The 13,678-nt window shown below is 62.7% G+C and carries 16 protein-coding genes and 1 pseudogene; 12 read left to right on the top strand and 5 right to left on the bottom strand.

The window, feature by feature from the left end:
* The first annotated feature begins 4 nt into the window (after window positions 1–4).
* Both K3819_RS13580 and K3819_RS13575 read left to right on the top strand, forming a co-directional pair.
* Window positions 5–997, top strand: a complete 993-nt coding sequence (locus tag K3819_RS13580) for a response regulator (RefSeq protein WP_221399542.1) — start codon at window positions 5–7, stop codon at window positions 995–997.
* Complete coding sequence (locus K3819_RS13575) at window positions 994–1,398, top strand: response regulator transcription factor (RefSeq protein WP_221399541.1); 405 nt, start codon at window positions 994–996, stop codon at window positions 1,396–1,398. The genes K3819_RS13580 and K3819_RS13575 overlap by 4 nt, the downstream gene beginning before the upstream one ends.
* Window positions 1,399–1,490: 92 nt before the next feature.
* Here K3819_RS13575 and K3819_RS13570 read toward each other — a convergent pair whose 3' ends face one another.
* Both K3819_RS13570 and K3819_RS13565 read right to left on the bottom strand, forming a co-directional pair.
* Complete coding sequence (locus K3819_RS13570; RefSeq protein ID WP_221399540.1) at window positions 1,491–1,916, bottom strand: cupin domain-containing protein; 426 nt, start codon at window positions 1,914–1,916, stop codon at window positions 1,491–1,493.
* Between the two features lie 123 nt (window positions 1,917–2,039).
* Window positions 2,040–2,942 (bottom strand): transcriptional regulator GcvA, encoded by a 903-nt coding sequence (locus K3819_RS13565; RefSeq protein WP_221399539.1) that lies wholly within the window; start codon window positions 2,940–2,942, stop codon window positions 2,040–2,042.
* A gap of 108 nt (window positions 2,943–3,050) precedes the next feature.
* Between K3819_RS13565 and gstA the strand changes: the two genes are divergently transcribed.
* On the top strand, window positions 3,051–3,665 hold the full coding sequence (gene gstA, locus K3819_RS13560; RefSeq protein ID WP_221399538.1) for a glutathione transferase GstA: 615 nt from the start codon (window positions 3,051–3,053) through the stop codon (window positions 3,663–3,665).
* A gap of 155 nt (window positions 3,666–3,820) precedes the next feature.
* On the opposite strand, the pseudogene K3819_RS29585 reads toward gstA, so the two are convergent.
* Window positions 3,821–4,012, bottom strand: a pseudogene (locus K3819_RS29585) (hypothetical protein); the annotation flags it as partial.
* Window positions 4,013–4,169: 157 nt separating this feature from the next.
* Between K3819_RS29585 and K3819_RS13550 the strand changes: the two are divergent.
* Together K3819_RS13550 and K3819_RS13545 are read left to right on the top strand one after the other, a co-directional pair.
* Window positions 4,170–4,766, top strand: a complete 597-nt coding sequence (locus K3819_RS13550) for a paraquat-inducible protein A (protein WP_011333863.1) — start codon at window positions 4,170–4,172, stop codon at window positions 4,764–4,766.
* The gene (locus K3819_RS13545) at window positions 4,763–5,434 is read left to right on the top strand and encodes a paraquat-inducible protein A (protein ID WP_064381884.1); all 672 of its coding nucleotides are present in this window, start codon (window positions 4,763–4,765) and stop codon (window positions 5,432–5,434) included. The genes K3819_RS13550 and K3819_RS13545 overlap by 4 nt, the downstream gene beginning before the upstream one ends.
* A 6-nt stretch (window positions 5,435–5,440) precedes the next feature.
* Here K3819_RS13545 and K3819_RS13540 read toward each other — a convergent pair whose 3' ends face one another.
* Complete coding sequence (locus tag K3819_RS13540; RefSeq protein ID WP_011333861.1) at window positions 5,441–6,190, bottom strand: SDR family NAD(P)-dependent oxidoreductase; 750 nt, start codon at window positions 6,188–6,190, stop codon at window positions 5,441–5,443.
* 164 nt (window positions 6,191–6,354) lie between these two features.
* Between K3819_RS13540 and K3819_RS13535 the strand changes: the two genes are divergently transcribed.
* Window positions 6,355–7,251, top strand: a complete 897-nt coding sequence (locus K3819_RS13535) for a LysR family transcriptional regulator (protein WP_085646394.1) — start codon at window positions 6,355–6,357, stop codon at window positions 7,249–7,251.
* Window positions 7,252–7,367: 116 nt separating this feature from the next.
* On the top strand, window positions 7,368–8,360 hold the full coding sequence (locus K3819_RS13530) for a zinc-binding dehydrogenase (protein ID WP_221399536.1): 993 nt from the start codon (window positions 7,368–7,370) through the stop codon (window positions 8,358–8,360).
* A gap of 6 nt (window positions 8,361–8,366) precedes the next feature.
* On the opposite strand, the gene K3819_RS13525 is transcribed toward K3819_RS13530, so the two are convergent.
* Window positions 8,367–9,293, bottom strand: a complete 927-nt coding sequence (locus tag K3819_RS13525) for a LysR family transcriptional regulator (protein ID WP_221399535.1) — start codon at window positions 9,291–9,293, stop codon at window positions 8,367–8,369.
* Window positions 9,294–9,394: 101 nt separating this feature from the next.
* Between K3819_RS13525 and K3819_RS13520 the strand changes: the two genes are divergently transcribed.
* The 5 genes from K3819_RS13520 (at window position 9,395) to phnE (ending at window position 13,574) form a co-directional block, all read left to right on the top strand.
* Window positions 9,395–10,234 (top strand): type 1 glutamine amidotransferase domain-containing protein, encoded by an 840-nt coding sequence (locus tag K3819_RS13520; RefSeq protein WP_221399534.1) that lies wholly within the window; start codon window positions 9,395–9,397, stop codon window positions 10,232–10,234.
* A 109-nt stretch (window positions 10,235–10,343) separates the two neighbouring features.
* Entirely contained in the window at window positions 10,344–11,195 is an 852-nt protein-coding gene (locus tag K3819_RS13515) for a putative selenate ABC transporter substrate-binding protein (RefSeq protein WP_007955223.1), read from the top strand.
* Window positions 11,192–11,989: a phosphonate ABC transporter ATP-binding protein gene (locus K3819_RS13510; protein WP_221399533.1), complete on the top strand. Its 798-nt coding sequence runs from the start codon at window positions 11,192–11,194 to the stop codon at window positions 11,987–11,989. The genes K3819_RS13515 and K3819_RS13510 overlap by 4 nt, the downstream gene beginning before the upstream one ends.
* Window positions 11,983–12,810 carry an ABC transporter permease gene (locus K3819_RS13505; protein ID WP_221399532.1) on the top strand — a complete coding sequence of 276 codons (828 nt, stop codon included), beginning with the start codon at window positions 11,983–11,985 and terminating at the stop codon, window positions 12,808–12,810. Before K3819_RS13510 ends, K3819_RS13505 begins: the two co-directional genes overlap by 7 nt.
* Window positions 12,807–13,574: a phosphonate ABC transporter, permease protein PhnE gene (phnE, locus tag K3819_RS13500; RefSeq protein WP_221399531.1), complete on the top strand. Its 768-nt coding sequence runs from the start codon at window positions 12,807–12,809 to the stop codon at window positions 13,572–13,574. The genes K3819_RS13505 and phnE overlap by 4 nt, the downstream gene beginning before the upstream one ends.
* Window positions 13,575–13,678 lie beyond the last annotated feature (104 nt).

The raw sequence follows: 13,678 nt of genomic DNA, 5'->3' as shown, positions 1-13,678 counted from the left end.
CCGTATGATCCGACTCGGCCAAGCGACTATTTCCCTGGAGCGGCGTGAAGCCTTTCTTGACGGGCGGCCGCTGCGCGTGGGAGGACGGGCGTTCGAACTGCTGTCGGTGTTGATGCAGGCCGATGGCCGGATCGTCAGCAAAGATGAATTGCTCACCCAGGTCTGGCCCGATACCGTCGTCGAGGAAAACAATCTTCAAGTGCAGATCTCATCGCTGCGCAAGTTATTTGGAGAGAATGAGATCATCCAGACGGTCCCGCGCCGAGGTTACCGATTATTGAAAGACAGTGCCCCTTCCCTGCCCCCGTTCCACCCGGTCGTTGCGAGCGCCCCTGCAACAGAGGTTCAGCCTGCGATCGATCCGGACAGCGTGCCAGTGTTCATCGTGGACGACGAGGCTTCCGTGCGCACGGCACTCAGCCGCCTGCTGCGGGCCGAAGGCGTGCCCCACCGGATCTTCAATTCGGCTGAAGAACTGCTTGGCGCTGATCTCGAGGCCGGACCCGCCTGCCTGTTGCTCGACGTCAGCCTGCCGGAGGCCACCGGTCTGCAGCTGCAGTCGACACTCGGCGAGCGAGGACATCCATGGCCGGTCATTTTCATGACCGGTTACGGCACCATCCCGATGTCGGTACAAGCGATGAAAGCGGGCGCCGTCGAGTTTCTGACCAAGCCGTTCGACGACGACCAGTTGCTGGCCATCCTGCAAGCGACCCGCCAACGTGCAGCGGTTGATTTCCAGCAATGGCAGCGGGTCCAGAGCGTGCGCCAGCGAGCCGCCCTGCTGACGCCACGGGAACGTGAAGTGTTGCCGTTGATCGTCGCGGGTCTGTCCAACAAGCACATTGCCAACAAGCTGGGCACCAGTGAAGTGACGGCCAAGGTTCATCGCAAACACATCATGGTGAAAATGCAGACGCGCTCGCTGGTCGGGCTCGTCGAGCTGTATGGCCTGATCAGCGCGCCGCCACCGTCCGGCGTGCAGAACCCTTCATGAGTCAGGACACCGACACGCCCGCGCTCGCTGTCAGCGCGGTTATCGTCTGCATCGTCGACGACGATGCGTCCGTACGTAAAAGCCTCGCCAACCTGCTGCGCTCCGCCGGTTACCACGCCCGGTTATACAGCGGTGGCGAGGATTTCCTGGCGCAGGAACATTTCGAGGACATTGCGTGCCTGTTGCTGGACCTGAAAATGCACGGTTTGTCAGGGATCGAGGTGATGCAGGCGCTGGCGTCCCGAGACAGGAAATTCCCGGTCATTTGCATGTCCGCCCATTGGGACGACGCCGCCCTGGCCGAGACCCGTCGCTACAACGCCTTCGCCTGCCTGGGCAAGCCGTTCTCCGGTGATGTGCTGCTCAGGGCCGTGGAGTCGGCACTCGAAAACGACAGTTGAAACTGACGTTCGCCGCGACCCACGACTTTGGCTGCACGCCAGACGCAAGAAGGCCTGCCACATCGGCAGGCCTTTTTTGTCGGCGCTGTTCGTTATTGCTTGAGAATCAGCAGCGGCTCGCCCTTCTTGACGATGTAGGTCGCCAGTTCCGAGCCTTTCTCGTTGCCGACGTTCCTGGCGATATGCGCCACACCCGCCGGGATGAACAGTGAATCACCCGCCTTGAGCGTCACCGGTGCCTGGCCTTCCAGTCGGTATTCGAAGGTGCCGCTGATCACGTAAGCCACCTCCACACCCGGATGCGCATGGTTGGGCGACGTAACACCCGGTTCGAAATCGACGCGAGCCTGGATCACCTCGCGATCCGCAGCACCCAGATCCTGACGGACCAGATCGGTACGGCTCAGGCCTTGTTGCCAGTTCTTCGCCGGGGCGGCAGATGGGGTTTCAGCCGCCTGTGCGAGGCCGGTCAGCGAAACGAGTACGGCGGCAGCGGTCATCAGCAGTGTGCGGCGCATGGTGTTGTCCTCTTGGAAGTAGTGATGTGTTGGCCACTACTTTGAGCGGGGCATGTACTCGGGATGTGTCCTGAGGTCGGGGTTTGTTACCCGTTTGTGTACGGCGGCGCGATGGATACACGCTTATACAAAGGGTTTGGCCAGCACCTGCGATAGCCAGCCTCTGAACGCCACGATCTTTTTCGATTCGGCCTGATCGTGGGGCGTGACGAGGTAGAAGCCGGAAGCGGATTTCAAGCGCAGATCAAACGGCGCCACCAGCCTGCCCGCGCGCAGATCGTCATCGACATAGGTTGAGCGACCGATGCACACGCCCTGCCCGTCAATCGCCGCCTGCACCGCCATCATCGCCAGGTCGAAGGTCAATCGCGGGCCATTGGCCGTCAGCGGTGGCTGGCCTGCCGCATGCAGCCAGTCGTTCCAGTCATTGGCGGTCACGCCGCTGACTTGCAGCAAAGGGTGATGGGCCAGGTCCACCGGCGTATTCAACGGCTTGTCGCCGGTCAGCAAGCGCGGGCTGCACACCGGGAAGATCTCGTCGGCCATCAACCAGTCAGCCCGCAGCCCCGGCCAGTTCCCGTCGCCGTAGCGGATAGCCGCATCGATGCCACCCTTGCGAAAGTCCACCCACTCGGTGGAGGCGCTGATCCGCACATCAATCTGCGGATGCGCCTCGCGAAACGATGGCAGGCGCGGCAACAGCCATTTGGACGCCACCGACACCAGGGTGCTGATCGTCAGGACGCTGTTGTTGCTCGACTCCAGCAGCTTTTCAGTCGAGTAGCGCAATTCAAGAAACGCCGAACGAATGCCGGGCAAGTACGCATTGCCCTCATCGGTCAATGCCAAACCGTCTTTCAAACGCATGAACAGACGCACGCCGAGTTCATCCTCGAGGCGACGGATCTGATGGCTGATCGCAGTTTGCGTGACGTTCAGTTCTTCGGCGGCGCGGGTGAAGCTCATGTGCCGGGCGGCACATTCGAAGGCGCGCAATCCATTGAGCGATGGCAGTCGGGGGAGCATATGACCTCTTCAGTCCATGAGAATTTGTCATACGCTAGCACTGGATATGTCCTTTGCGAAGCCGAGCGGCGATGGCGGATTCTGAGCCTCCATCTGTAAGGAGCTCCCATGAAACTGTACTTCGCCCCAATGACCTGTTCACTGGCGCCGCACATCGTATTGCGCGAACTGGAGCTGCCGTTCGAGCTGATCCGGGTCAACAACCAGACCAAGCAAACCGCCGACGGCCGGGACTTTCGCCAGATCAACCCGAAGGGTTACGTGGCCGCGCTGATGCTCGACAACGGTGAAGTGCTGACTGAGGGGCCGGCCATTCTGCAATACCTCGCCGACCTCGTGCCCGGTCATGCGCTGGCCCCGGCCAATGGCAGCTGGGAGCGCTCGCGTTTGCAGGAGTACCTGAACTTCATCAGCTCGGAAATTCATGGCGGCAGCGCGCCGTTGTTCAGCAGCGAAATTCCGGAAACCACCAAAACCATCTTCAAACACAAACTGTTCAAGCGTCTGGATTACCTGAACCGCCTCCTCGCGACCCAGCCGTTTCTGATGCAGGCCTTCGGCGTAGCGGATGCCTATCTGTTCACCGTGCTGAAGTGGTTGCCGACATTCAGTATCGCCATCGAAGACTGGCCAGCGCTGGCGAGCTACATGTCGCGCATCGCCGAGCGGCCCAGTGTGCGGGCGGCCATCGCGGCAGAAGACGCCACGCAACCGGTCCTCTGAGACGATCGGTTGCGCTGAACACTCTTAGATGGGTTGTCGCTCAGTCAGGCGCCCGACTCCGGATCGCTCGCCGGCAGGCCCCGCGCCTCTCTGTCTTCATCATCCTTGGCGGTGCTCTGCGGGTCGGCGTCGGCGCTTCCCGAGCCGTTGCTGTCCTGCGGATGCTCAGAACCCACCGAATTGTTGGCCGCCACATCGCTCATGTCTTCTTCCAGTGGTGCTTCATCGTCCGGCGGCAAGGGGACTGGCGACTCATCCTTGCGCGGATCATGGCCGGTTTCGTTGTCGGTGGTGCGCGTCACGGCCTGTTGTGACAGGTTGCCGGGTGCATCTTCATCAATGTCCATGGAGGGCTCCGTTTTGTTGCGGGATTTTCGTACCTGAAGGTGTGAAACGAGTGAGTGGTGCTTAGTGCCCGGTATTGGACGAATGGCACCCCGGTTGCCGAATGCCCCAGCGCTTCTATAGTGAAGGGGTTCAAGCCCTCCTCCCGTCGAGCGCCCCATGGCCAGCACCGATCAACTGATCATCTGCGAGCATTGCGACTGCGTGTACGAAAAAGTCGTGCTGGCCAAACACCAGAAGACCCTCTGCGTGCGTTGCGGCGCCGTGCTCCAGCGCTACAACAACCTGAGCGTGGAGCAAAGGCTGGCCCTGAGCTTCACCGCGGCGATGCTGTGGCTGTTCGCCAATTTCTACCCGGTGATGAGCATCAGCATGAAGGGCCTGAAAAACAGCGCGACCCTCTGGGATTCAGTGCTGGCCCTGAGTCAGGGGCCGATCACCTTCATGGCGATGGTCGCGGCGATCTCGATCATCATCGCCCCGGCCTTCCAATTGGTTTTGTTGATCTGGGTTTTGAGCTTCGCCCTCGCCTCACGCCGTTCCCCGGGGTTCAAGTTGTGCATGCGCTGGCTGGAAACCTTGCGGCCGTGGAGCATGCTCGAAGTGTGTTTGCTCGGTGCCATGGTCGCGGTGTTCAAACTGGCGGGCATGCTCGATGTCATTCCCGGCATCGGCCTGTTTGCCCTGGCCGTGCTCAGCCTGTTGCTGATCCGCATCGCCGGGCGCGACGTGCGTGAACTGTGGGACATCCTATGAAACGGCCACCGACTGCCAGCGAACTTAACCTGTGCCTGTGCCACAGCTGCGGGCTGGCCTGCGACATGACCGGCGAACCGCACCAATGCCCGCGCTGCGATGCGCCGCTGCACCGGCGCAAGACCAACTCGCTGACCCGCACCTGGGCCTACATGTTCGCCGCGCTGGCGTTTTACGTGCCGGCCAATCTGCTGCCGGTGATGAACACCACCCTGCTCGGCAGTGGCGCCGACAGCACCATCATGAGCGGCGTGCTGGAGTTCTGGGAACACGGTGCGTGGGACATCGCCGTCATCATCTTCGTCGCCAGCATCGCCGTGCCGGGGGTGAAATTCGTGGCGCTGACCTTGCTGCTGGTCACCGTGCAACGGGACAGCCACTGGGCGCGCAAGGAGCGTTCGAAGCTGTACCGCTTCGTCGAGCTGATCGGCTATTGGTCGATGCTCGATGTGCTGGTGGTCGCGTTGGTGGCGGCGCTGGTGAAATTCCAGGCGCTGGGGGATATCGAGCCGCGCGTAGGGATTCTGTTTTTCGGCCTGGTGGTCGTGTTCACCATGCTCTCGGCCATGAGTTTCGACCCGCGCCTGATCTGGGATAACGCGCCGGACGAAGAAACGGAAAAACCCCGGCACTCGACTGAACAAGTGCCGGGGCATCAAGCGGTTTAAATCAGATCAGATCTGCGCGGTGCCACCGTCGACGAACAACTCGATGCCGTTGACGAAGCTGCTGTCATCCGAGGCCAGGAACAACGCAGCCTTGGCAATCTCGCTCGGCTCGCCGAGACGCCCGATCGGCACGATAGACGCCAGTTGATCGAACAGCCCCTGGGTGTGTTCCGCCGGCACCAGCCCTGCCAGCCCTGGCGTGCGCACCGGGCCAGGGCTGATGGCGTTGACGCGGATGCGCCGTGGTTTCAGGTCCAGCAGCCACGAACGCGCGAAGTTGCGCACCGCCGCTTTACTCGCGCTGTAGACGCTGAAGTTCTCCGTGCCCTGCACCGACGTGGTCGACGAGGTCAGCAGAATCGAGGCGCCATCGCGCAGCAGCGGCAAGGCCTTCTGCACGGTAAACAGCGTGCCCTTCACGTTGGCGTCGAAAATCCGGTCGAAGTGCTCTTCGGTGATCGAGCCCAGCGGCAGCATGTCCCCGCCGCCGGCGTTGGCGAACAGGATGTCGAGGTGCCCGGCCTTGGCGGAAATCTCGCTGTAGATGCGATCCAGATCCTCCAGCTTCGCCACATCGCCCTGGATGCCGATGGCCCGTGGGCCGATGGCGGCGACCGCTTTGTCCAGTTCGGCCTGACGGCGGCCGGTGATGAATACGGTGGCGCCCTGGGCGACGAATTCCTGCGCCGAGGCCAGGCCGATGCCGGTGGTGCCGCCAGTGATCAGTGCGATTTTGCCTTCAAGTCTGTTGCTCATGATGAATCTCCAGTAACCGTTTCGAGGTAGGTGACGGGTCGTAGGTGAGCCGTTGGAAGCGACTTTAGGCCGATCGATTGAATTGAAAAATCCGCAAAATCGGTTTTGTTTGTGCACAGACATGCACAATACTCAACCGCATCTACTCCACCGAGCCCGAACCGATGAATCAGTTAATGGCGATCCGCACCTTCGCCCGCGTCGTGGAAAGCGGTTCTTTCACCAAAGCCGCCGATTCGCTGAACCTGCCGAAAACCACGGTCAGCAAACTGATCGGCCAACTGGAAAACCACCTCGGCGTGCGCCTGCTGCAACGCACCACCCGCCGCCTCACCGTCACCGCTGACGGCGCCTCCTACTACCAATTGACCCAACAACTGCTGCATCAACTGGACGACATCGACCAAGGCTTCAGCCAGGCCCAAGGCCTGCCGCGCGGCAAGATCCGCGTAGACATCGGCGGCTCGACCGCGACGATGTTGGTGATCCCCGAACTGCCGAAGTTCTTCGAACGCTATCCGGATATCCAGGTTGATCTGGGCGTCAGCGACCGCCCGGTGGACCTGATCAGTGAGCGGGTGGACTGCGTGATTCGCGGCGGCCAACTGACCGAACAAACCCTCGCGGTACGCCGCCTCGGCGAAGTGTCCTGGACCACCTGCGCCACGCCCGATTATCTGCAACGCCACGGCACCCCGAGCCACCCGCTCGACCTGGCCAGCCATCAGCTGATCGCCTACCGCTCGGCCTCCACCGGGCGCATCCTGCCGTCGAACTTCCAGCGCAACGGCGAACGCCATCAGATCGAAGGCAAAGGCCTGATCAGCGTCAACGAGAGCAACGCGCACCTGGCGGCCGGGCTCGCCGGACTGGGGATCATCCACACCTTCAGCTACACGGTCAGGACCGCCATCGAGCGCGGCGAACTGGTGCCGATCCTCGAGGACTGGCGTCCGCCAGCGTATCCGTTTCATGTGCTGTACCCGCCGAACCGGCATTTGAGCAATCGGGTGCGGGTGTTCATTGATTGGCTGGTGGAGCGGTTTGCGCAGGTCGATTGAGGTGCTGCGGGAGCATTGCTGACTTTTACGCAAAACACCTTTGACCCAGGGCCTGTTCTTCTAATGCACGTTGCCACCGATACTGGCGGCCATTGACAGTCATGGGAAACCGCACAATGCAAACCGACTACGCTGCCTGGGCCTGGACGTCCGGCCAAGGGCTGGATGGCCTGACACTGACCCGCAAACCTCTCCGGCAACCCGGCCCCGGGCAAGTGCTGGTGGCCAACCGCGCCATCGCCTTGAACCCGGTGGACTGGAAGATCATCGAGTGGGGCCATCCCGCCTGGAGCACCGGCCGTGTGCCGGGTGTCGACGGCATGGGTGTGGTGGTCGCGGCCGGCGCCGGCGTGACACTGCAACCCGGCAGTCGCGTGGCGTATCACCAATCACTGGCGAACGATGGCAGCTTCGCCGAATACTGCCTGCTGGACGCCGCCACCGTGCTGTCGGTGCCCGCCGCGCTCGATGATGCCGCGGCGGCGTCACTGCCCTGCCCCGGACTGACCGCGTGGCAAGCCGTGGAAAAAGTCCCCGCGAATGGCGCGGCCGATGTGCTGGTGATCGGCGCCGGCGGCGCGGTCGGCCTGCTGCTGGTGCAACTGGCGGTACAACGCGGATGGCGGGTCTGGGCGACCGCGTCCGGCGCGCATCATGAAAAGCTCAAGGCCCTGGGCGCAGTCGGCGTATTCGATTACCGCGAACCGGGCTGGCAAAGCGCACTCGCAGCCAGCCTCGGCGAACGTCGTTTGCACGCCGTATTCGACACGGTCAGCGGCGCTCACGCGGCGAAAATGGCCGACCTGCTGGGCTACAACGGCCATCTGGTGTGCATTCAGGATCGTCAGGAAAGCGCGCCGCTGCCGGCGTTCACCACCGCGATTTCGCTGCATGAAGTGGCATTGAACAGCTTCCACGTCCACGCCAGCCTGCACGATCGCCAGACCTTGCGCCGCAACGGCGAGCAGTTGCTGCAAGCGCTGCTCGACGGCAGCCTGATCGGCCCGGCGCTGCAGATGTTCAACTTCGATGAATTGCCCCAGGCCTTGCGCGCCCTGAAGGACGGCGCGGGTGGCGGGAAATGGGTGACGCGTCTGCCCGTCGTTTGAATCGCGTCAGACGAGGCCTTCCCCAGTGCCTTGACTGACCTCCCGGGTCAGACAATCAATCAGCGCCCGCGCCGATGCCGACAGCTGCCGGTGCGGCGGGTAGATCACCGAGAACGGTCGGGAGCGCCCGCCCGACTGTTCAAGCACGCGCACCAGTCGCCCGCTTTCGATCCGCTCGCGGACGATGAAGTCATAGGTCTGGCAGATGCCCAGCCCCTGCTCCGCCAGCGACACAATCCCCAGCACATCGTCGGACACCTGAATATTGGCGCTGGGCAGCCATTCGCGGTCTTCGCCCTGCTCACGGAACAGCCACGGTCCAACACGGCCAGTGCTGGGCATCACGAATGGCAGGCACGCATGCCGCTGCAAATCGTCGACGCTCTGCGGTGTTCCGGCCCGTCGCAGATAATTCGGCGCGGCCACCACACATAAATCCGCGTCTTCCAGTTTGCGTCCGATCAGCCCGCTGTCCGGCAACGCGCCCAGCCGAATAGCCAGGTCGAAGCCTTCGGCCACCAGATCGACATTACGATTGCTGATGCTCAACTCAACGCGCACTTGCGGATGTTGCCGGGTGAATCGGGCGAGCATGGCCGGCAAACGATAGTGACCGTAAGTGGTCGGCACGCTGAGGCGCACGCGGCCGCTGAGTTCGCCGTCCTGTCCCTGAATCGTCCGCTCGGCGTCGTCGATCAGGCCGAATGCCGCCCGCGACTGCTCCAGATACAACACACCGGCGTCGGTCAGGCTCAAACGCCGCGTGGTGCGCCGCAGCAACTGCACACCCAGGCGCGCCTCCAGCCGCGAAATCGCCCGGCTGACCACCGACGGCGTGGTTGCGAGAAACACTGCACCGGCGCTCAGCGAACCCTTCTCCACCACCGTGACGAACACTTCGACGTCGGCCAGATAATCGAATCGGCGACTCATCTTGATCTCCAGAGAACAAATGCTTTGCTGTGGCGCGAGTTTATCGCCGCGATGAGCATCAATACAGTGAGCCGCACTTTCCTTCATCTTCTGGAATCGCCATGCGCTCAATTACACGTCTTGCTTTCGCCTTGTCTCTCTCCGTTGCCGCGTTGAACGCCCAGGCGGCCAATGTGCTGGTGGTGCTGTCGGACTCCGACCATCTCGATCTGAAGGACGGCAAGGTCTTCAGCACCGGTTTCTACCTCAACGAACTGATGCAACCGGTCAAGCTGCTGCTCGATGCCGGCCACACCGTGACCTTCGCCACCCCGACCGGCAAGGCGCCGACGCTGGATCGCTCCTCCGACGACAAGATGTATTTCAACAATGACGTGGCAGCCTTGCAGACCCACAAGGCGCTGCTGGAACAACTGAAGATCACCTCGCCCGGTGAATCGCCGGTCATCAGCCTGTCGCGGGTGGAGCAAGTCGGCTACGAGCATTTCGATGCCGTCTACATTCCGGGTGGCCACGCACCGATGCAGGATCTGCTGCACAGCCAGGCGCTGGGCAAACTGCTGAACAACTTCCATCAAACAGGCAAAACCACAGCCCTTGTGTGCCACGGCCCGATTGCACTGCTGTCGACCCTGACGGATCCGACCGCATTCACCCGCCAACTGGAAACCGGCAAAACCACGACGGCAAACAACTGGACGTATGCCGGCTACACATTCACGGTCATCAGCAATCAGGAAGAAGAAATCGCCAAAGGCCTGTTGAACGGCGGTGCGATGAAGTTCTATCCGCAGACGGCACTGGAAAAGGCTGGCGGTGTTTTCAGCAGTAACACGGCGCCGTGGGCCAGCCACGTAGTGGTTGATCGCGAACTGGTCACCGGACAGAACCCGGCGTCGGCCCTGGCCGTGGGCAAGACCCTCGTTGACCGCTTGAAGTGATCTCGGCGCCCTCGCACTTTCACCGTTTCGTCTAACCTGACGTTGCACCCGACGATGATTGCCCATCGACGGGTGCATCGACCTTGATGCCCACGAAACGGAGAATTCCATGCTCAAGCGAACCCTGGCACTGACCGCTGGTCTGGCCCTGTCCCTGTCCGCCGTGCTGGCGCAAGCCGCGGAGGTGTTGAAGGTCAGCGCGATTCCCGATGAAGCCCCGACCGAGCTGCTGCGCAAGTTCGAACCTCTGGGCAAGTACCTGCAACAGCAATTGGGCATGGACGTGCAGTTCGTTCCCGTGGCGGATTACCCGGCGGTGGTCGAAGCGTTGGCCACTGACCGCCTCGACCTGGCGTGGCTCGGCGGTTTCACCTTCGTTCAGGCGCGGCTGAAAACCGGCAACGCCATTCCGCTGGTGCAGCGTGAGCAAGACGCGCAGTTCACCAGCAAATTCATCACCGCCGACCCGAACGTCAAAAGCCTCGCCGACCTCAAGGGCAAGACCTTCGCTTTCGGCTCCGTGTCGTCCACCTCCGGCAGCCTGATGCCGCGCTATTTCATGCTCAAGGACGGCATCAAACCGGAAAGCTATTTCAGCCGCGTCGGCTACTCCGGCGCCCACGACGCCACCGTCGCCTGGGTGCAGGCCGGCAAGGTCGACGCCGGTGTGCTGAACGCCAGCGTCTGGCAGAAACTGGTGGACGCCGGCAAGGTCGACACCAACAAGGTCAAGGTCTTCGCCACCACCCCGGCCTACTTCGATTACAACTGGACCGTGCGCGGCACCCTCGATCCGGCGCTGGCGGCGAAGATCAAAAAAGCCTTCCTCGACCTCGACCCGGCCAACCCCGAGCACAAGAAAATCCTCGACCTGCAAGCCGCCAGCCGTTTCATCGAAACCAGCCCGGACAATTACAAAGGCATCGAGGAAGCCGCCCGCGCCGCCGACTTGCTGAAATGACGCTGCGCCTCAAACAGGCTTTTCTGCACCACACCAATGGCGTGGAGGCCTTGCGCGGCGTCGATTTGCAGATCGAGGCCGGCGAGCAGGTGGCGATCATCGGCCCGTCCGGCGCCGGCAAATCCAGCCTGCTGAACCTGCTGGCGACCGCCATTCGCCCCAGCAGCGGCGACATCGAAGTGCTGGGCGAGCGCGCCTGGCACTTGTCCGCCCGCCAACGGCAGCGCCTGCGTGCGCGCATCGGTCTGGTGCATCAGGCGCCGCCGCTACCGCCCCGGCAACGGGTGGTGACGGCGGTGCTGGCCGGCAAACTCGGCCAATGGAGCCTGGGCAAAAGCCTGATCAACCTGCTGCACCCGCTCGACGTTCCCGGCGCCCGCGCTGCCCTGGCGAAACTCGACCTGGCCGACAAACTCTTCAGCCAATGCCAGCAACTGTCCGGCGGGCAATTGCAGCGGGTCGGCATCGCTCGCGTGCTGTATCAGGCGCCGGAGGTGTTGCTGGCGGATGAGCCGGTCTCGGCGATGGACCCGGTGCTGGCCGGGCACACGCTGTCGATCCTGTCGCGCCATGCTCGCGAGCACAACGTCACGCTGGTGGCGAGCCTGCACGCGGTGGAACTGGCGCTGGCGCACTTCCCGCGCATCGTCGGTTTGCGCGAAGGGCGGATCCTGTTCGACTGCCCGTCCGCGCAAGTCAGCCGCGACATGCTCGACACCCTCTACGCCAACGAACAACTGCAATCCCCGGCGCCCGCCGTCACCCCACTGGTTGTGCAGATTCCACGATGCTGAGCGCCGATACCCGCGACCCCGCCGCGCTGCCACGGTTGCTGCTGACCGGGCTGGCGATTGCCTTGCTCTGGCCCGGTATCCAGCTCAGCGAACTGGATCTGGGCGTGCTGTTTCACGCCGACAGCCAGAGTGAAATGGGCCGCTTCGTGTCGATGTTCTGGCCACCGGCCCATGACCGCGAGTTTCTGCAATTACTGCTCAAAGCCACCCTGCAAACCCTGGCCATCGCCACCGCCGGCATGGCCCTGGCGCTGTTGTTGGCGGTGCCGGCCAGCCTGCTCGCCAGCCGCGCCCTGTCGCTGACCGCCGCCTCCCGCAGCGGCCGCCCGAGCCTGTTGGCCCGACTGCTGCGCTGGCCGGTGCGCGGGCTGCTGATCTTCCTGCGCAGCGTGCCGGAAATCGTCTGGGCGCTGCTGTTCGTGCGCGCCGTCGGCCTCGGCCCGGCGGCGGGCGTGCTGGCCATCGCGATCACCTACAGCGGCATGCTCGGCAAGGTCTACGCCGAAATCTACGAATCCACCGACCAACGCCCGGCCCACGCCCTGCTCCAGGCCGGCAGCGGCCGCCTCGCCAGCTTCGCCTACGGCGTACTGCCCAACGTCGCGGCGGAACTGCTCTCCTACACCGTCTACCGCTGGGAATGCGCCATCCGCGCCTCGGTGGTCATGGGCTTCGTCGGCGCCGGCGGCCTCGGCCAACAGATCGACCTCTCGATCCGCATGTTCGCCGGCGGCGAAGTCGCCAGCATGCTCCTGACCTTCCTCCTCCTCGTCCTCGGCGCCGACCAACTCAGCCGCCTGCTGCGCTGGAGGCTGACATGAAACGCCTGATCAATTTGGTGCTGATCCTCGCCATTGTCGCGGCCGTCATTGCCTCGTTTGCCTACCTGGGCCTTGACCTCGAAGAACTCGGCAGCGCCACCAGCCTGAAACAGATGGGCTTGTATGTGGCACGTTTCCTCAGCCCCGACCTGAGCGCCGACTACCTGAGCGCCATCCTGCGTGGCTCGATGGAAACGCTGGCCATGTCGGCCCTCGGCACCCTGCTCGCCGCTGTGCTGGGCCTGTTGTTGGCGCTCCCCGCCGCTGGTCGATTTGGCTGGTTTTTTCAGAGTGCTGCGCGCCTGGTGCTCAATGCACTGCGTGCCATTCCTGAACTGGTGTGGGCCGCGTTGATGGTGCTTTCGGCTGGCCTTGGGCCGAATGCCGGGACACTGGCCCTCGCCCTGCACACCACGGGCGTGCTGGGGCGGTTGTTTGCTGAAGCGCTGGAAAACACGCCGCCGGAGCCGGCGGATGCGATTCGGTTGCAGGGGGGGAATCCGGTTTTGGCGTTCTGCTACGGCACGCTGCCGAACCTGGCACCGCAGTTGCTGGCGTATTGTTTGTATCGGTGGGAGAACAATATTCGGATGGCCAGCGTGCTGGGGTTTGTCGGGGCTGGGGGGTTGGGGCAGATGTTGTATGTGAGCTTGAGTTTGTTTCAGGAGGCGCAGGCGGGGACGGTGATTTTGGCTATGCTGATTTTGGTGTGGGGGGTGGATTGGTTGAGTGGTTGGGGTCGGGGGCGGTGGATCAAAGCCTAAATTTAGCTCACGCTCATTTCACTAATAATGATTCGACCAATACAGCAAGGTCAGTAAAACTTAGCTTGGCGTTGTGACTGCAATGAGGACGAAGGGAACTTGAG

Origin of the sequence: Pseudomonas sp. 3-2 (assembly GCF_019710535.1) — a bacterium.
GTDB classification, from domain to species: Bacteria; Pseudomonadota; Gammaproteobacteria; order Pseudomonadales; family Pseudomonadaceae; genus Aquipseudomonas; species Aquipseudomonas pharyngis.
This window is presented reverse-complemented; position numbering and strand designations above follow the sequence as displayed.